General features: G+C 63.0%; 19 protein-coding genes. 14 read left to right on the top strand and 5 right to left on the bottom strand.

All coding sequences use genetic code 11. The annotated features are described in order from the left end of the window. Nucleotides 1-3 precede the first annotated feature (3 nt). Nucleotides 4-993: a sugar-binding protein gene (locus EOC83_RS17775; RefSeq protein ID WP_013530855.1), complete on the top strand. Its 990-nt coding sequence runs from the start codon at nt 4-6 to the stop codon at nt 991-993. A gap of 198 nt (nt 994-1,191) precedes the next feature. Beyond that, entirely contained in the window at nt 1,192-1,974 is a 783-nt protein-coding gene (locus tag EOC83_RS17770; protein ID WP_013530856.1) for a FadR/GntR family transcriptional regulator, read from the top strand. Nucleotides 1,975-1,998: 24 nt separating this feature from the next. Here EOC83_RS17770 and EOC83_RS17765 read toward each other — a convergent pair whose 3' ends face one another. Continuing rightward, complete coding sequence (locus EOC83_RS17765; protein WP_063168519.1) at nt 1,999-2,937, bottom strand: NAD(P)-dependent oxidoreductase; 939 nt, start codon at nt 2,935-2,937, stop codon at nt 1,999-2,001. A gap of 119 nt (nt 2,938-3,056) precedes the next feature. Between EOC83_RS17765 and EOC83_RS17760 the strand changes: the two genes are divergently transcribed. Together EOC83_RS17760 and EOC83_RS17755 are read left to right on the top strand one after the other, a co-directional pair. Next, nucleotides 3,057-3,953 (top strand): NAD(P)-dependent oxidoreductase, encoded by an 897-nt coding sequence (locus tag EOC83_RS17760; protein WP_063168518.1) that lies wholly within the window; start codon nt 3,057-3,059, stop codon nt 3,951-3,953. A gap of 307 nt (nt 3,954-4,260) precedes the next feature. After that, on the top strand, nt 4,261-5,037 hold the full coding sequence (locus tag EOC83_RS17755) for a FadR/GntR family transcriptional regulator (protein ID WP_024501538.1): 777 nt from the start codon (nt 4,261-4,263) through the stop codon (nt 5,035-5,037). A gap of 14 nt (nt 5,038-5,051) precedes the next feature. Here EOC83_RS17755 and EOC83_RS17750 read toward each other — a convergent pair whose 3' ends face one another. Next, nucleotides 5,052-5,342 (bottom strand): DUF3175 domain-containing protein, encoded by a 291-nt coding sequence (locus EOC83_RS17750; RefSeq protein WP_024501537.1) that lies wholly within the window; start codon nt 5,340-5,342, stop codon nt 5,052-5,054. Nucleotides 5,343-5,512: 170 nt separating this feature from the next. Between EOC83_RS17750 and EOC83_RS17745 the strand changes: the two genes are divergently transcribed. From EOC83_RS17745 to EOC83_RS17710, 8 genes are all read left to right on the top strand, one after another. Next, complete coding sequence (locus EOC83_RS17745; protein WP_013530861.1) at nt 5,513-6,742, top strand: MFS transporter; 1,230 nt, start codon at nt 5,513-5,515, stop codon at nt 6,740-6,742. A gap of 21 nt (nt 6,743-6,763) precedes the next feature. Beyond that, nucleotides 6,764-7,093 carry a hypothetical protein gene (locus EOC83_RS17740; protein WP_063168517.1) on the top strand — a complete coding sequence of 110 codons (330 nt, stop codon included), beginning with the start codon at nt 6,764-6,766 and terminating at the stop codon, nt 7,091-7,093. A 99-nt stretch (nt 7,094-7,192) separates the two neighbouring features. Further along, a complete protein-coding gene (locus EOC83_RS17735; RefSeq protein WP_024501536.1) occupies nt 7,193-8,221 on the top strand; it encodes a LacI family DNA-binding transcriptional regulator in 1,029 nt (342 codons plus the stop codon). A gap of 302 nt (nt 8,222-8,523) precedes the next feature. After that, entirely contained in the window at nt 8,524-9,651 is a 1,128-nt protein-coding gene (locus EOC83_RS17730; protein ID WP_013530863.1) for a sugar ABC transporter substrate-binding protein, read from the top strand. A 79-nt stretch (nt 9,652-9,730) separates the two neighbouring features. Continuing rightward, on the top strand, nt 9,731-11,278 hold the full coding sequence (locus EOC83_RS17725) for a sugar ABC transporter ATP-binding protein (RefSeq protein WP_063168516.1): 1,548 nt from the start codon (nt 9,731-9,733) through the stop codon (nt 11,276-11,278). Then, nucleotides 11,275-12,255, top strand: a complete 981-nt coding sequence (locus EOC83_RS17720) for an ABC transporter permease (RefSeq protein ID WP_013530865.1) — start codon at nt 11,275-11,277, stop codon at nt 12,253-12,255. The genes EOC83_RS17725 and EOC83_RS17720 overlap by 4 nt, the downstream gene beginning before the upstream one ends. Continuing rightward, nucleotides 12,252-13,238: an ABC transporter permease gene (locus EOC83_RS17715; protein WP_013530866.1), complete on the top strand. Its 987-nt coding sequence runs from the start codon at nt 12,252-12,254 to the stop codon at nt 13,236-13,238. Before EOC83_RS17720 ends, EOC83_RS17715 begins: the two co-directional genes overlap by 4 nt. A 2-nt stretch (nt 13,239-13,240) precedes the next feature. Further along, nucleotides 13,241-13,786 (top strand): gluconokinase, encoded by a 546-nt coding sequence (locus tag EOC83_RS17710; RefSeq protein ID WP_027160689.1) that lies wholly within the window; start codon nt 13,241-13,243, stop codon nt 13,784-13,786. Here the strand turns inward: EOC83_RS17710 and EOC83_RS17705 are convergent. After that, on the bottom strand, nt 13,781-14,932 hold the full coding sequence (locus EOC83_RS17705; protein ID WP_063168515.1) for a hypothetical protein: 1,152 nt from the start codon (nt 14,930-14,932) through the stop codon (nt 13,781-13,783). The two genes, EOC83_RS17710 and EOC83_RS17705, sit on opposite strands and share 6 nt — an antisense overlap. Before the next feature lie 164 nt (nt 14,933-15,096). After that, on the bottom strand, nt 15,097-16,047 hold the full coding sequence (locus tag EOC83_RS17700) for a LysR family transcriptional regulator (RefSeq protein WP_244514315.1): 951 nt from the start codon (nt 16,045-16,047) through the stop codon (nt 15,097-15,099). Between the two features lie 73 nt (nt 16,048-16,120). Here EOC83_RS17700 and EOC83_RS17695 point away from each other — a divergent pair, with 73 nt between their 5' ends. After that, nucleotides 16,121-16,543: a DoxX family protein gene (locus EOC83_RS17695; protein WP_024501529.1), complete on the top strand. Its 423-nt coding sequence runs from the start codon at nt 16,121-16,123 to the stop codon at nt 16,541-16,543. A gap of 43 nt (nt 16,544-16,586) precedes the next feature. Next, nucleotides 16,587-17,456: an NmrA family NAD(P)-binding protein gene (locus EOC83_RS17690; protein WP_027160686.1), complete on the top strand. Its 870-nt coding sequence runs from the start codon at nt 16,587-16,589 to the stop codon at nt 17,454-17,456. A 114-nt stretch (nt 17,457-17,570) separates the two neighbouring features. Here EOC83_RS17690 and EOC83_RS17685 read toward each other — a convergent pair whose 3' ends face one another. After that, nucleotides 17,571-18,020 carry an Rrf2 family transcriptional regulator gene (locus EOC83_RS17685; protein ID WP_013530871.1) on the bottom strand — a complete coding sequence of 150 codons (450 nt, stop codon included), beginning with the start codon at nt 18,018-18,020 and terminating at the stop codon, nt 17,571-17,573. Nucleotides 18,021-18,173 lie beyond the last annotated feature (153 nt).

Raw genomic sequence — 18,173 nt, 5'->3', positions numbered from 1 at the left:
GACATGAGGAAAACACTTTTGCTCGCCGCCGTCGCCGCCATGGCGTTGGGTGCCGGGCCGGCTTTGGCCAAGAAACAGCTCGTCATTGTCGTGAAAGGTCTCGACAATCCGTTCTTCGAGGCCATCCACCAGGGCTGCGAGAAATGGAACAAGGAAAACGCCAGCTCGGAATATGAATGCTTCTACACCGGTCCGGCGTCGACTTCGGACGAGGCCGGCGAGGCGCAGATCGTCCAGGACATGCTGAGCAAGGCCGACACGGTGGCGATGGCGATCTCGCCGTCCAACGCGCCGCTGATCGCGCAGACGATCAAGAGTGCCAATCCGTCGATCCCGATCATGACGGTCGATGCCGATCTCAGCAAGGAAGACGCAGGTCTTCGCAAGACCTATCTCGGTACCGACAATTACCTGATGGGCAAGAAGATCGGCGAGTACATCAAGAAGGGCAAGCCGAATGGTGGCACGATCTGCACCATCGAAGGCAACCCGGCAGCCGACAACATCCTGCGCCGTGCGCAAGGCATGCGTGACGCACTGTCGGGCAAGGAGGGCCTCGCCGCACTTGCCGGTGAAGGTGGCTGGACCGAAGTCGCCGGCTGCCCGGTGTTCACCAACGACGATGGCGCCAAGGGCGTGCAGGCGATGACCGACATCCTCGCCGCCAACCCCAAGCTGGACGCCTTCGGCATCATGGGCGGTTGGCCGCTGTTCGGCGCGCCGCAGCCCTATCGCGATCTGTTCGGACCGCTCAAGGACCGGATCGCCAGCAACGACTTCGTCATCGGCGCTGCCGACACGATCGGCGACGAGATTGCGATCGCTCGTGACGGCCTTGTAACGGCTCTGGTCGGCCAGCGGCCGTTCGAAATGGGCTACAAGGCACCGTCGGTGATGATCGACCTGATCGAAGGCAAGGCGGTCGCCGATCCGGTGTTCACCGGCCTCGACGAGTGCACCAAGGATACGGTCGACACCTGCATCCAGAAGTAGGTTCTCGATTTCGGGGCGCCCGGCTGCGGGCGCCCCGTCATTCCTGGACGGAAGCGATAATTCCCGAACGGACGCAATGGTTGGGGCAACCGGCTCCGGCTTTGCTGCGCCCGTGATCTGGATTTTTCGGCAACGAGATCGGCGCCCGTGCGGTTCGGACCAGTCCGGACGACAGACGGTCGACGCATTGGAACGTGGATGCCGGACGAGAAGTCAAGCAAGCGAACCGACCGGGCCAAGGCACAAGCCAGCCACGGCCCGGCTGTCATGCGCAAGGCCGGTGCCGCGCATTTTGCGGGAGCGAGCGTCCATGTCTCGCTGGCCGGCGAGATCGGCCTGCGGATCGTGCGTGGCGACTATCCGCCCGGCACCATCCTGCCCAACGAGTCCAGATGGGCCGAGATCTTCAATGTCAGCCGTTCGGCGGTGCGCGAAGCCATCAAGATGCTGATGGCGAAAAGCCTGTTGGCCTCACGCCCCAAGATCGGCAGCTGGGTCGAGCCGAAGGAGCGCTGGAACCTGCTCGACCGCGACGTGCTGGCCTGGTACGCGACGGCGCCCGACCGCGAGGCGTTCCTGCGAACCGTGCAGGAGTTTCGTCATATCATCGAGCCGGAAGCATCGGCCTTTGCAGCCATACGGCGCAGTGACGAGCAAATGGCGGAAATCAGCCAGGCCTGCCGCGAGATGGGCGAAGCCTTGAGCCTGCAGGAGCGTATCCGCGCCGATACGCGCTTTCATCTGGCCATCCTGCGCGCCTCCGGCAACGACCTTCTGGTGCCGCTCGGCGTGCTGATCGAGTCGGCGCTCGACCATCTTTTCGCATTCACGACACAGCAGGTCGCCGATCAGCGCCAGGCGCAGAAGCTGCATGAGGCGATCGAAAAGAACATCCGCCTGCAGCGCCCGGCCGCCGCGCGCAACGCCGTGCACAAGCTGCTTGCGGATACCGATGAAGGGATCGGGCGCTGGAGGCGGTGATCGGCGCCTGCGTTGGGCAATCGGTTAAATGGTCTGCTTCTTGCCATCCTTCATCGGCATCAGGTCGACGCCGTTCACCTTCCCGATATGCGTTGCCAGCATCGGTACGAATTGCTCGGCCGGGCCGGTTGCGTGGGCACCGGCGAAGGCGTTCTTGGTGGCGTTGCCGAGCGGGTTGGCAATGCCGGCCGCACCCGCCATCGATTCCAGATAGGTCAGGTCCTTGAAGGCGTTGGCGATGGTGAATTTGTGCGCGTCGCGGTCACCTTCCAGCGTCCAGCGCATGAAGGTCTGGTAGAAGCCGCAATCCATGCGGCCATTGCGGATGACGCTGTCGAAGCGCGGCGGCGAGATGCCGACCTTCTCAGCCAGTGCCAGTGCCTCGGAATAGATCGCGGCGTAGCCGAGCGAGATGAAATTGTTGAGCAGCTTCATGCGATGGCCATCGCCGGTGTCGCCGATATGGACGATGCGGCCGGCCCAGGTTTCGATTACCGGTTTCACCCTGGCAAAGAGGGTGTCCGGCGCGCCGACCATGGCGTCGAGTGTGCCTTCCCAGGCTTCCTTCGGCGTGCGGCTGAGCGGTGCGTCGACAAAATCGATGCCGAGCGCCTTGAGTTCAGCGGCAAGCGCAATGGTCGAGACGGGGTCGGAGGTCGAGCAGTCGACGACGACGGAACCTTTCTTCAAACCCTCCTTGAGGCCGCCCGGGCCGCGAATGATGGCTTCGACCTCGCGCGAACCGGTGACGCAGATGAAGACGATTGTCGATGCCGCCGCCACATCGCGCGAGGTCGATGCTTCGGTGGCGCCGCGGCCAAGCAGGTCTTCCGCCGGCTTGCGGTTCTTGCGGCCGAGAAAGGTCAGGCTGTAGCCCTTGTCGACGATGTTCTTGGCGATCCCGTGGCCCATCAGGCCAAGCCCGATGAAGCCGATCTTTTCGCTCGCGGCAGTCGTGTTCATGTCTTCAAGTCCTGTTGCAATGATTGATGTCAGGCGCTGCCGTTTTGCAGGCGAGGGTGGTTGCGGATGGCGATATTGTCTGACAATACACATAAATTCCTGAGGATGTGGAGAGCAAAATGACGAAGCGGATCATGTTCACCGGCGGCAGCGGCAAGGCCGGACGCCATGTCGTCCAGTATCTGGTCGAGCAAGGCTGCCAGGTGCTCAACATCGACACCAGGCCGCTCGACAACCCCAAGGTGCGCACGCTGATCACCGACATCACCGACAGCGGGCAGGTGTTCAACGCACTGTCGAGCTATATGGGCCTGCATGAATTCGACCCCTCGCTGCGTCCGCAGCCGGTCGATGCGGTGGTGCATTTCGCCGCCATCCCGCGCATCATGATCACCACCGACAACGAGGTGTTCCGCATCAATGCGCTCGGCACCTACAATGTCATCGAGGCGGCAGTTAAGCTCGGTATCCGAAAGGTAATCATCGCCTCCAGCGAGACCACCTATGGGCTGGTCTTCGCCAACGAGCCGCGCGATCCAAAATATTTCCCGCTCGACGAGGAGTATGACGTCGATCCGATGGACAGCTATGCCTTGTCCAAGGTCGTCAACGAGAAGACGGCGCGGGCCTTCGCGCAGCGCAACGGCACCGACATTTATGCCCTGCGCATCGGCAACGTCATCGAGCCGCACGAACATTCGCTGTTTCCGAAATGGTTCGCCGATCCGGGTTTCCGCAAGCGCATCGCCTGGAGCTATGTCGACGCGCGCGACCTTGGCCAGATCACGCTGCGCGCCATAGAGAAGGACGGGCTCGGCTATCAGGTGTTCAACGCGGCCAATGACGACACCTCGTCCGACCTGCCGACAGCCGAACTCTTGAAGCGGTTCTACCCCGGCGTGCCGGTCAAGGCCGAACTCGGCGAATACGAGACGCTGCTCTCCAACCGCAAGGCGCGTGACGTGCTGGGCTTCCGCCCGGAGCATAGCTGGCGCAAATACGTCAAGCAGGCCTAGGCATGTCGACACTCAGGTGATGCCGGCCTGCGAATGACGGCTTTCTGCGCTTCCGCCTTCGCCGGCCGAAGCACTTATGAGTGGTCGTGGCAGTCAAGGCTACGGCCGGCGTAGGCCGATGCTCACGTACCCAAAAGTACGCTGCGCTCCGGTTCTCGAAATCCGTCATTCTCGGCTCGGCCTGACCTGAATATCGACATGCCAATCAAGCGGCGGATCGGGGCTGATCTGTGCACAGCGGGCAGCTTTGCGATGCAAGCCGCTTGCTGCGCTTGACAGCCTGCTTAATACGGACTTTCTGGACCCCATGCGGGACGCGAAGCCGAACAAGGAAAAATCGTTGGGGAAAGCGGCCTCCGGGGACCGTCCGGGCGGCGTTCGCCGGGCGGACGCCGCGCGTATTCCCGGCTCCAGCGTCCACGCCTCGCTGGCCAGTGAAATCGGCCTCAGGATCGTGCGCGGCGATTATCCGCCTGGCACCATCCTGCCCAATGAAGCGAAATGGTCGGAGACCTTCAGCGTCAGCCGCTCGGCGGTGCGCGAAGCGATCAAGATGCTGATGGCCAAGAGCCTTTTGGCCTCACGTCCCAAGATCGGCAGCTGGGTCGAGCCGAAGGAACGCTGGAACCTGCTCGATCGCGATGTGCTGGCCTGGTACGCGACGTCGCCGGACCGCGAAGTGTTCCTCAAGACGGTGCAGGAATTCCGCCATATCATCGAGCCGGAAGCGACCGCGTTCGCCGCGATGCGAAGAACCGACGAGCAGATGGCCGAGATCAGCCTGGCCTGCCGTGAGATGGGCGCGGCGACGAGCCTGCAGGAGCGGACCCGCGCCGACACGCGCTTCCATCTCGCCATCCTGCGGGCTTCGGGCAACGACCTGCTGGTGCCGCTCGGCGTACTGATCGAATCCGCCTTCGATCATCTCTTTGCCTATACGACACGGGAGATCGACGATCTCAACCACGCGCAGAAGCTGCACGAGGCGATCGAGAAGAACATCCGCCTGCAGCGCCCCGACGCGGCGCGCAATGCTGTGCGCAAATTGCTCGCCAACACAGACGGCGTCATCCGCGCCCGGTAAGGCCGGACCGGCCGCTAATCATCCTTGTCCCGTCCGAAGGCGCTGCGCAGTTCGTCCTTGGCGTCCTCAAGCACTTTTTTGCGCGCGGCAGGCAAGTTCTTGCCGGCGCGGTTGATGTAAAAATTCAGCATCGACATGGCGGATTGGAAAGGCTCGGCCTTGCGCCTGTGGCTGTGTTCGGCGGATCGTTTCAGCGAGGCGGCGATCTTCCTGGCGTCGTCGGATTCGAAGACGTGATCCTCAAGATCCATTGCGTTGCTGTGCTCGGTCACCTCGGCCGACCATTTTTTCCTGGTGGCGGTCATCGCAGGACTCCTTTGCGGGGTGGGTTGCCGGGAAACTCCGCACATCGGTATCGGTTCCGCCCTGGCTCTGGAGCCACGGATTTGCCCGCTGTGGCGCTGCTGCGGCCTGAGAATGCGCCGATAGTGGCGCAAACGGCAGCCGATCTCCGAGACCGCCGACAGGAAACGCCTTGACCCGAACCGACAGCCTCCAGCCCGGCCCCGGCATCGACAGCTCCTATGCCTGGATGCGGCTTGCCATCTCGATGCTGCTGGCGACGATCGGCGCCGTGGGCATGTGGGCTGTCGTCGTCGTGCTGCCCGCCGTGCAGGCCGAGTTCGGCGTCGACCGCGCCGCGGCGTCCATGCCTTACACGGCGACCATGGTCGGTTTCGCCGCCGGCAACGTGCTGGTCGGCCGCGCCATCGACCGGATGGGTTACTGGATCCCGGCGCTGATCTCTTCGATTGCGCTTTCCGCGGGCCTGCTGCTCGCGGCGCTGTCGACCTCGATCCTGCAATTCACGCTTGCCCAGGGGGTGCTGATCGGTATCGGCACGTCGGTGATCTTCGGGCCGCTGATCGCCGATATCTCGCACTGGTTCAACCGCCGTCGCGGTGTTGCGGTCACGGCGGCGGCGGCCGGCAATTACCTTGCCGGGGCGTTGTGGCCGACCATCATGCCGACGCTGATGAAGGCGGAGGGCTGGCGCTTCACCTATGCGGCAATCGGCATCTTCTGCCTGGTGACAATGGTGCCGCTGGTGCTGATGCTGCGGCGCGGTGCCCCGGCGGCGGCCGTCGCGGGTTCGCCCGGAAGCCGGTCGGTGCAGCCGATCTCGCTGTCGCCGGCGGCCTTGCAGGTGCTGCTGGTCGTCGCCGGGCTCGGCTGCTGCGTGGCGATGTCGATGCCGCAAGTGCATATCGTCGCCTATTGCATGGACCTTGGCTACGGCGTCGCACATGGCGCCGACATGCTGTCGATCATGATGGCGGGCGGCGTCGTCAGCCGGCTGGCGTCCGGCTTCCTCGCCGACCGTATCGGCGCCGTGTGGACATTGATGATCGGCTCGGTCCTGCAGTGCCTGTCGCTGCTGTTCTACATCCCGTTCGACGGGCTTGCCTCGCTCTATGTGGTGTCACTGGTGTTCGGCTTGTCGCAGGGCGGCATCGTGCCTTGCTACGCGATCATCGTGCGCGATTATATGCCGGCCAGAGAGGCCGGCCAGCGTATCGGCATCGTCATGATGGCGACCATCTTCGGCATGGCGATCGGCGGCTGGATGTCGGGCTGGATCTACGATTTGACCGGCTCTTATGCGGCTGCGTTCCTGAACGGCATTGCCTGGAATATTTTGAATATACTGGCGATCGTTCTGTTATTGTGGCGGTCGCGGCGATCATTGACGGTTGCAGCTTAAGCCTTATTCCGGGCGCACAAAATGCATCTCGATCTTCACGGTAAGCCCATTCTTCTAACAATAGCGGTGTGGGCCTGCGCCGCGGGATGCCTCGCAGGCGCCGCCGCAATTTTCTATTCGATTATCCTGGTGCTCGGCAGAACCGGGGCGCTTGTAGACACTACTGAGGAAAGATCACTTGGTTGGAGCGAGCGAGCCGGCCGCAGGAATAGCCGTTTCAACAGATTTCTTGTTGCTGACGAATTCCGATCGCTTCGCAAGCTCCTGTTTGGAGCATGGGCCGGATTTTTAGTCTCGTTTGGTCTTCTTTCTCTGCTGATTTTTCTCTTTGGGGAGCGGACATTGACCTAGCGTCGAGAAGGAAGCGCGCGGATAAATATCCCACTTTGACCAACATATGACGGCTGCGGGCGCGATGGCTTCCGATCTGTATCTTGCGAGGACTCGATTTTGACCAAGCCGCGCACGCGCCGGGGCGGCGGCCGCCCGACCATCGCGGATGTCGCGCGCAAGGCCGGTGTCGGCGCCATCACCGTGTCGCGCGCCCTGCGTGAGCCGGAGCGTGTCTCCGAAGAGTTGCGCCGCCAGATCCAGGCCGCTGTCGACGAACTGGGCTACGTGCCGGACCCGAATGCCCGGGCGCTGGCCTCGGCGCGCGCCGAGGTGTTCGGCGTGCTGGTGCCGTCGCTTACCAACAACGTCTTCGCCGAGGTGGTGCGCGGCATCTATGACAGCCTGTCGGCCAGCCCGTTCCGCATCCAGCTTGGCAACACCCACTATTCCGGCCTCGAGGAAGAGCGGCTGCTGCAGCTGTTCGGTTCGCAACGGCCAGCGGCGCTGATCGTCGCCGGCATCGATCAGACGCCGGCTTCGCGAAAGCTGCTGGAAAGTGCCGGCTGCCCTGTGGTGCAGGTGATGGAAACCGGTCCCGATCCGGTCGACATGATGGTCGGCTTCTCGCATCTCGATGGCGGGAGGGCGGCGACCGAGCATCTGATCGAGGCCGGCTATCGCCGCATCGGCTTCATCGGCGCGCGCATGGATCCGCGTTCGCAGCGGCGCCTTGCCGGCTATCGCGCGGCGATGGAGGCCGCGGGCCTGTTCGACCCGCGCCTCGTCACCACCACGCCGGTGCTGTCCAGCGTGTCGCTCGGCCGCGAGATGTTCCGCGACGCGCTGGCCAAGGTGCCGACACTCGACGGGGTGTTCTGCAACAATGACGACATCGCGCTCGGCGTCTTGTTCGAATGCCATCGCGCCTCGATCGCGGTGCCGAAGACGATCGGCATCGTCGGTTTCAACGATCTCGACATGATGCAGGTGGCGTTTCCTTCGGTCACCAGCATCCGCACCCATCGTTATGAGATCGGCCGGCGTGCCGTCGCCATGGCGCTTGCTGCGATCGCCGGCAAAAGACCGGAGCAACGGATCGTAGATCTCGGTTTCGAGCTCAAGCGCCGCGAGAGCACGGCGCGTTGAAACGCACAGAAGCGACTGTGCGAATGCCGGTTTACACGCCGATTTGGTAGCGCTACCATCTCCTACAGGCAGTTGCATGAACGATAGGTCGCACCTGTTTATTATACATAAGCGACAACTAATACTTGTTTATTATGGATAATATGATAGTTTTCGCCCCGCTGGCGGCGACAAGGGAGGTACCGGGTCGGCCATCACGGGCGGCCGAGGAAGCGCATGGCAAGGCGGGAGGTGCCGGTCCATCGCGCGAAAAATTCGCATTGCGAAACGAACAATCAGAACTGCAATCGGGAGGATTATCGATGATCAAGTCACTCGTTGGTGGCGTCGTTGCCGCCACTGCATTCGTCATGCTCAATTCGGCCGCCATGGCCGCCGGACCCGAAATCGTGTCGGGTCCCGCCGCTCAGGCGGACTGTTTCGCGCCGTGGAGCGCAGAGACCAAATTCTTCAAATATCCCAAGAAGGAAGGGCCGTTCCGCATCGCCTTCGCCAATGGCTATATCGCCAACACCTGGCGCATCCAGATGGTGCAGACGGCCAAGGCCTACGCCGCGCAACCTGAAGTCAAAGCCAAGATCAAGGAATTCAAGGTCGTCTCGACGGGCGAGGACGTGCCGGCACAGATCTCGGCGATCAACAATTTCATCGATTCCGGCTATGACGCCATCGTCACCGACGCCCAGAACCCGACGGCCTTCGGTCCGGTCATCAAGCGTGCCAAGGAAGCGGGCATCGTGCTGGTCGCCTTCGACAACATTCTCGATACCAAGGACGCCATCAACGTCAATGTCGATCAGAAGGGTCTTGGCGAATTGTGGGCCAAGTGGCTGGTCGGCAAGATACCGAACGGCGGCAAGATCCTGGAAGTGCGCGGCGTCGCCGGCACCTCCGTCGACACCGATCGTCACAACGGCATCCACGAGGTGTTCGATGCGTCCGGCAAGAAGTGGGACGTGACCGAAGTCGCCGGCAAATGGGATGACGGCGTGGCACAGAAGGTGACCGCGGATGCGATCGCCACCAACGGTCCGTTCGACGGCATCACCGGGCAGGGCGGCGACACGGGCATCGTGCAGGCGATGATCGACGCCAAGCATCCGTTCGTGCCGTTTGGCGGCGAGACCGAGAACGGCTTCCGCAAGTTCTGCGCCGCGCATTCAGCCGACGGGCTGAAGTGCTCGTCCGCGGGCTCGGGCCCGGCTCAGGTCGCCGTCGCCATCAAGACCGCGATCGCCGCACTCGAAGGCGAAGTCGTGCCACAAGAGGTGAAGCTGCCGCTGGCGATCGCCGAAGACCCGAACATGAAGGAAGGCACGGATTACTTCCCCAAGGAATCCGACAATTTCTTCGTCGGCAATTCCTTCCCGACCTGCGGCATCAATTTCAGCGCCCAGGAAATCATGGGTCAGACCAAGGAAAACCAGTAAATCATCGCTGGCTGTCACCTGGCGCCGCGGCTTGAGCCGCGGCGTTTGTCTCAATTCCACAATCGCCCTGGGAGGGCCGATGGACGGTGCGGCTCCGCTCTTTCGTATGGAAGGCATATCCAAGCGCTATGGCGGTGTACGCGCGCTGGAGAAGGCCGAGCTTGTTGTCGAAGCCGGCAGCATTCACGCCATTCTCGGTGAAAACGGCGCCGGCAAATCGACGCTGATCAAGGTCATGGCAGGTGTCGTGGCGCCCGATGAGGGGCGCATGACTCTGGATGGGCGCGAGGCGACCTTCGCCTCTCCGGGTGCCGCCAATAAGGCCGGCATCGTCTGCATCTTCCAGGAACTGTCGCTGGTCCCCGAGCTAAGCGTTGCCGACAACATAGTCATTTCCGACCCGCCCAAACGCTTCGGCATGATCGACCGCAAGGCGCAACGCCGCATCGCCGAAGAAGCACTTGCTCGTGCCGGCGCCGCCGACATCCACCCGCTGGCGCTGGTCAAGGACCTGCCATTGTCGCGCCGGCAGATGGTCGAGATCGCCAAGGCATTGGCACGCAAGCCGCGCATCCTCATCCTCGACGAGGCGACCTCCGCGCTGACTGCCGCGGATGTCTCGAAGATCTTCGCGGTGCTGAAGCGGCTGCGCGCGGAAGGGCTGGCGCTGCTTTACATCTCGCACCGCATGAACGAGATCGCCGAACTGGCGGACCAGTGCACGGTGTTCCGCAACGGCCGCAATGTCGCCAGCTATCCAGCCGGCTCGAAGAGTGACAATGAGGTGGTCGAACTGATGATCGGCCGCGAATACAGCCATATCTTTCCGCCCAAGCCGACGGCCGTGCCTGCCGCCGCGGCCCCCAGGCTCGAGGCCCGCAAGCTCTCATGGGCCGACCGGCTGCACGACATCTCGCTGACCGTCAGGGCAGGTGAGGTGGTCGGCCTTGGCGGCCTCGACGGCCAGGGCCAGCGCGAATTGCTGCTCTCCTTCTTCGGCGTGCTGCGCGGCCTCAGCGGCCAGATCCTGATCGACGGCAAGCCTGTGTCGATCACCAGTCCATCCGTTGCGCGCGACGACGGCATCGGCATGGCGCTCATTCCCGAGGACCGCAAGACCGAAGGGCTGATGCTGCCGATGACGGTGCGCGAGAACCTGTCCTTCGCCGCGCTCGACCGGTTGTCGAAAGCCGGCATCATCGACCGTGCCGCCGAGCAGCGGCTGATCGACGACATGGTCGGTCTTTTGGCGATCAAGACGGCGGGCCTCGACATTCCGGTCGGCGCGCTTTCGGGCGGCAACCAGCAGAAGGTGGTCATCGCCAAATGGCTGATGCGCCAGCCGCGCATCATCCTGCTCAACGATCCGACGCGCGGCATCGACGTCGGCACCAAGCAGGAGCTGTACCAGCTGATGCGCAAACTGGCCGACGCGGGTGCTGCGATCCTGTTCTACTCGACCGACTATGACGAGCTGATCGGCTGCTGCGACCGTGTGCTTGTGCTCTATGACGGGGCGGTCAAGCGCGAGCTGGTCGGCGCCGAGATCACCGAGCGGGCGCTGATATCAAGCGCGCTCAACATCCATGGCGAGGAGAGCCGGGTGGGCCTGGGAGTGGGCGCATGAAGGATTGGCGCTACTGGCTGGCCGAGCAGCGCGGAACGCTGCTGGCGTTCGGCATCTTCATCGTCATGTTCGTCATCTACACCTCGAACCATCCGGCCGGCTTCACCGCCAATGTGGTGCAGACGGCGGCCAACAAGGGCGTGCTGCTCGCCTTCGTCGCCATGGCGCAGACGCTGGTGGTGATCACCGCCGGCATCGACCTGTCCGTCGGCATGATTTTTCTCCTCACCAACTGCCTGGCTTCGTGGCTGGTGGTGGGAACGCCGATGCAGACGACGCTCGGCGTCATCGCCGTGCTGGCGGTGGGACTGCTGTGCGGCGCCATCAACGGCGCCATCGTCATCTATGGCCGGCTGCAGCCGATTGTCGCCACCATTGCCACAGGCGCCGTCTATTACGGCATCGGCCTGTTGCTGCGGCCATTTCCGGGCGGCTCGGTCAATGAGGACCTGGCCGATGCGCTGACCGGTCGTGTGTTCGGCGTGGTGCCGGCAAGTCTCGTCGTGCTGCTGGCCATCGTGCTGGTGATCTGGGTGCCGTTCAGCCGCTCGGTGCTTGGCCGCGCCGCCTACGCGGCAGGCTCATCGGAGACGGCGGCCTACATGTCGGGTGTGCCGATCCGGCGCGGCAAGTTCGCCGCCTACACGCTGGCCGGCCTGCTGGCGGCGATCGGCGGATTGTTCCTGACCTTCTTCACCTATACGGGTGAGGCGGCCTATGCCAGCGGCAACTCCTACACGCTGTTTTCGATCGCCGCCGTGGTGCTCGGCGGGGTTTCGCTGTTCGGCGGCAAGGGCAGCGCCATCGGCGCCATCTTCGGCGCACTGGCTTTCCGCACGATCGGCGACCTGTTGTTCGTCTTCGATTTCGATCCGCTCTGGCAGCCGCTGTTCCAGGGCGTTATCCTGCTGGTCGCCGTCAGCCTCGGCGCCTTCGCCCTGTTTCGGGTCCGCAACCGGCTGGAGTGGTTCCTGTGAGCGAAACGACGCTTGGCGGCATTGCCGGCCGCATGCCAAGATTCATCCGCCGCGCCGATCCGGCGGTGCTGACGGCCTTTGCCTGCATCGTGCTTTTGCTGTTCTTCGGCAGCCTCTATTCCAGAAGCTTCCTGTCGCCTGAATATCTCCTGCAGCAGCTCAAGGTGGCTTCATTCCTCGGCGTTATCGCGACAGGCATGATGCTGGTCATCCTGCTCGGCCAGATCGACCTGTCGGTGCCGTGGGCGGTGGCGGCGGGCGCCATGATGGCCTGCGCCGCGGCGGCGTACGGCCCGGTCGGCGTGGCGTTGGCCATCCCGTTCGGCATCATCTGCGGCATGCTGATCGGCGTCGTCAACGGCATCGGCGTCGCCTATCTGCGCATCCCCTCGATGATCATCACATTGGCCACCAACGCTGTCGCGCAAGGGCTGATGGTGGTCTACACCGGCGGCTTCTCGCCGCAGGATTCGGCGACGGGCGCGATGCGCTACCTGGCGACCGGTTTCGCCATTCCGGGCGTGCCCAACGCCGTCATCATCTGGGCGCTGATCGGGGCCGCGATGGTGTTCGTGCTGACGCGGACCGGCTTCGGCCGCACCGTCTACGGCATCGGCAACCGCGAGCGCGCGGCCTATCTCTCCGGCATCGACACAAGGCGCGTGGTGATGATCGCCTTCGCCGTCTCCGGTGGGCTCTCGGCTTTCGGCGGCGTGCTTCTGGCCGGCTATGCCTCCAAGGCGGCGCAGTCGATGGGCGACGCTTATCTGCTGCCGTCGATCGCCGCGGTGGTGCTTGGCGGCACCTCGATCTTGGGTGGGCGCGGCTCCTATCTCGGCACTGTCGCCGGTGTCATCCTCATCACTTTGCTGCAATCCATCTTGTCGGTCATGCAGATGCCGGAGGCGGGGCGGCAGATCATCTACGGTGTCGTCATCGTCGCCATGCTGCTGCTCTACGGCCGCGCGCCGGCAAGCCGCTGACAGTGGACGAAGCGGCAGCACAGGCGCCGACGAGCGCCCCCGGCTCGGTGCCGGCCATCGTGGTTATGGGCGTCGCCGGCTGCGGCAAGTCGGCGGTGGGCGTTGGGCTTGCCGCCGCTCTGGGCGTTACCTTTATCGAGGGCGACAGGCTGCATCCTCCGGAAAACGTCGCACGCATGGCAAGCGGCGAGCCGCTTACCGATCAGCTGCGCGAAGGCTGGCTCAACGCGATCGGCGAGCGCATCGCCGCGTCGGTGGGGCAGGGCAACGGCGTGGTCGCCGCCTGCTCGGCGCTGAAGCGCAGCTACCGCGACCGGCTGAGCGGCTTCTGCCCGGAAATCGTCTTCCTCTATCTGGAGATCGACCCTGGTACGGCCAGGCAGCGCGTCGGCAGCCGCAAGGGCCACTTCATGCCGGCGAGCCTGGTCGACAGCCAGTTCGCCATCCTCGAGCCGCCGGCTGCGGATGAGCGCGCCTCGAAACTCAATGCCACACGCCCGGTCGGTGAGCTCGTCGCCGCCGCGGTCCGTCTGATACGCCGGTCATGAGCCTTCATCCATTCCGATGCCGATGCTGTCCGAGGCCTCGGTCAGCCGCTGCCGGCGGGACCACGTCAGCATCTGCTCGGGGTAGAGCTTCAGCGCTTCCAGCAGGCGGTCGCGCTTGAGCAGGATGTAGTGCGCCTGCACAGTCATGTTCTTGGCGCCATCCCTGGCCATGTCCGTTGCCGGGCTGACAGATGCCTCCGGCGTCAGCTCGGGGCTGAGCACGGCCCGGTATTCGATGAAGGGAACCACTTCGAAGGTCGACATGGCAAACAGGGCGGTCCTGCCCCTGGCGGCGAAATTCGCCGGTGCCGAGGCGAGATGCGTCCAGCCGCTTTCGCCCATGGCTGCCTCGGTGAAGCTCGTGCCGGCATGGACGGTGTTGGTCATCGTCACCACGCCATTCTGCTTCAGGATCTTCTGGATGCGGATGGTGACTTGATAGGTGTCGTCGCGGCCAAAGACGACCCGGCTTTTCAGGAACCGGTTTTCGACATCGATCAGCGGCGGATTGAGGAAACGCAAGCCGAACGCCGATTCGGAAATACCGTGGGTGTTGACGCTCACCTGATGCGCTTCGATACCGGCCTCGTACAGCGCGCGCTTGCCGATGATGGTCTGGGCGGTGAACTGATCGCACCAGAGGATGGCGCCGTGGCCGCGCTGCAAGGCCGACCGCAGCCCCGCCAACCCCTCCAGCCGGATCGTCGGCGACCAGCGGCCGGCCACCAGATGTGCGGCGAGCTGCAAGCGGCGGCGGTGGCGCGCTGCCAGCAATCCCTCGAACAGCTTGCGTGCATCGATACCATCGCCCAGCACCGCGAGCGTGGCGGCAGCGTAGGCCGGGAATTCCTTGCGCATATGGCGCTTGAGGCGAAACCTCGATACGCGGCCGCAGATCGGCGCCCACCACCGCACCGGCAGTGCCGCCGCCACCACGAGATAGAAGATAGACAGCAGGCCTTCGCGAAGATCCTTGTTGGAAAAGCGGCGAAGCCGGCCAGGGCGAACCAGCTTGCGGCTGAAGAAGCGTACATCCTCCGCCCGTTCCGGGACGAAGACGTCTGCGATGATTTCAGTGCGGAAACTGGCTGCCGACGGCAGCTTGCGGGCGGCCTTGCGGGATTTTTCTAACCACCACAGCCTCATCGGTCCAGCCCGTTCTTCGAACCCCGCTTTACTGCGTCGGCTTGGGCCGTGCAAGGTCATGTCCGCGCTCAAGACTTCTGCAAATTTCGCTTGCCCTAGACTTGAGACAAGCGCGCCGCTTACGAAGTGTTGATTTCGAGGGCCGGACGAAGATAGTCGTATCGCTATTCCATATATGGCGTCAGCACATCTTCGATCCATTTCATGAACGCGCGGACCCGGCGCGATAGATTGCTCCGATGTGCGACGACGAGGGACACGGCGAGCGGCCGGCGACGAAAATCGGGTAGGATCTCGACAAGCGCTCCACTCCCCAAGTATCGGCCAATGCCCAAGAGTGGCGCCTGGATCAGGCCGAGGCCGGCGAGGGCCGCTGCTTCGTAGGTCTGTGCGCTGTTGACGTGTAGCGCACCTGGCAACTGAAGCGTCGCGTAGCTGTCGCCGTCCGGATATTCCCATCCATAGGGTCGCGCGCCCAGCAGCGTCGAAAAATGAATTGCCCTATGTTCCTGACGCTGGAGATCTTCCAGCGATCGAGGCACGCCATGGCGCGCCAGATAGGCGGGACTGGCTGCGTTGGCCATGCGCAACAGGCCCAACGGGCGGGCAATCAGGGTCTCGTCGCGAATGGGTCCAAGCCGCAATACACAATCGAACCCCTCTTGAACCAGATCGACTTGCCGATCCGTACTCGACACCTCCAGCTCCAACTCGGGGTGAGCCGCCATGAAATCCGGCAAAGCCGGTACGATCGTTGTGCGCGCCACTTCGGTCGGAAGGTCGACCCGCAAACGGCCGCGAAGTGCCACGCGGTCGCCTGCGAACATCGAGTGCAGATCATCGACTTCAGCAAGCAGATCGCGGGCGCGGGCATGAAATGCGCGTCCGTCCTCCGTCAACCGCACGCTGCGCGTCGTCCGGTGCAGAAGCCTGACACCCACATCTTCTTCCAGCTTGCGGACCGCCGTTGAGGCTCTCCCCTTTTGGATGCCCAGGCTATCGGCCGCGCGGGTGAAGCTCCCCATTTCCGCGACCGTTGTGAAAATGAGGATGGGTTCGAGATTCTGCATTTTCGTGCCTCGGATTGTTTCCCAAAAAGAGAACAGTTGGTTCATTTTCTCGGCATTTATCACATTTGAGAGGCACAGTAAGCTTCGAATATGGGATCTCCCCATCGGAGAATGACAAGTGTCCGAAACTGTGAACCTGCATCAGACACCGGAAATTATGACCTTGCATCGCGCCCTGTGGGCCGGCCGGATCATGAGCGCGTTTGTCGTCATCGCCCTGACGGCAGATGGCACTGTTCAGCTTTTCGCGCCGGCACAGATCGCCAGCATGTTGCAGGAAACCGGGTTTGCGATGGACCTGACCCGTGTCGTGGGTCCGATCATCCTCGCCTGCGCCATCCTCTACGCCATCCCGGTCACCGCCGTCCTCGGCGCGATCCTGGTGACGGGCTTTTTGGGAGGTGCCATCTGCGCCCATCTCCGCATCGGTGAGTTGGGGTCGCCGCCGGAAATCATCTCCCTGTTTCTGGGCGCGATGACCTGGGGCGGCCTCTATCTCCGCGATCCCCGTATCCGGGCCATTCTGCCGCTCATCCATTGAACCAACAGGGGCAGCTCTGTCCCCCGACATCAGGAGAAAACACATGTTCCTAGTAATGGGAATCACGGGAAAAGTTGGCGGCGCAACGGCAGAGCATCTGCTGGCGCACGGCAAGGAGGTACGCGCACTCGTCCGCAACCGCGACAAGGCGGCCAATTGGGCGAACCAGGGCGTGGAACTGGTAGACGGCGACTGGAATGATTCGGCAGCCATCGAGCGAGCCCTCAAAGGCGTCGAAGGCGCGTTCGTCATGTTGCCCCCTGTCTGGGCGCCGTCGCCCGATTACAAAGAAGCGAGGAGCGTGATTGCTAGCTATGTCGAGGCTCTGACCAAGGCAGCGCCGCCGCGAGTGGTCGCGCTTTCGTCGATGGGTGCGAACAGAACAAGCGGGCACGGGGTGATCGCGGCCTTGTCGCTTCTGGAGCAAGGGTTTCGCGGCCTGACATCACCAACCGCATTTGTGCGCGCGGGGGGATTCTTCGAAAATTTCCTCTACGGCTTGCAGGTCGCGCAGGGCGGAATGCTACCGGTCTACTACAATCCGACAAACCGGAAATCGACCATGGTTGCGACGAACGACATCGGCGCAGAGGTCGCAACCCTTTTGACCGGGTCGACGTGGTCAGGGCAGCGCATCGTCGAGATCGGTTCGATGGTCACCGCGGATGAAGTCGCCGAGCAGTTGGGTGAAGTCCTGAATCTCGCCGTGAAAGCCTTTGCAATTCCGCGTGCGGGGTGGGCGGAAGCGTTCGAGCAATTCGGCATCCCGAAGGGTCACTCCGGACCCGCCGAAGAAATGTTCGAGGCCGTGAATGCGGGATGGATGGACCTCGGTGTGGCGGGTACGGAGCACGTAGCGGGTACGACGTCCGCACGCGCTGTATTCGAGGCTGCGTCTAACGTGAACGGATAGGCCAAAACTGCATGAGGTTCTCCGTGATTTCGAGCTTCGCAACCCGAGATTTGGAGAACCTCTCCTTCAATGCAGGAATCTCTATCTGAACGCGATCAGCTTGAAGTCGGTGGTTTAGATCTGCGACGTCAGCTCGACCGGAAAATCGTCATTGTCGGCATCGCGCATGGCGGCGAGGCTGCGATTATCCAGCACTTCGGCGATTGCCTGCCGCACCTCCAGCATCATGTGGCGGACCTGGCAGGTCGCCTCGTCGCAATCCTCGCAGCGTTGATACTGCGTGCGGCTGGCGCAAGGGATTGGCGCCAGCGGCCCGTCAAGCACGCGCACGACATGGCCGATCTTGATTTCGGAGGCCGGCCGGGCAAGGCGGTAGCCGCCTTCCTTGCCTTTGCGGCTCTGGACGAAGCCGGCATTGCGCAATTCGCCCAGGATGGCATCGAGGAATTTCTTCGGGATGTTGTTGGCCACAGCGATGTCATTGACGAAGGCCAATTGGCCGGCCGGCAGGCCAGACAGATGCACGAGGGCCTTGAGGCCGTATTTGCCTTTTTTTGTCAGCATGCCCAGATCAACCCATAAAAGCCCCAACCACTCGCATCTGGCGACTGTTTGTGTGCAAATAATGACGTCTTCGCCGCGCGATGATGTTTCGCGAAACAGCCACCAAATTGCACGTTAGGCATAAACGCGTTGATTCTTTGTAACGTTTTGCAC

It is taken from the genome of Mesorhizobium sp. Primo-A, from assembly GCF_003997175.1.
GTDB lineage: Bacteria > Pseudomonadota > Alphaproteobacteria > Rhizobiales > Rhizobiaceae > Mesorhizobium > Mesorhizobium ciceri.
Note: the sequence above shows the minus strand (reverse complement) of the source record. Positions and strands in the feature narration are given on the sequence as shown.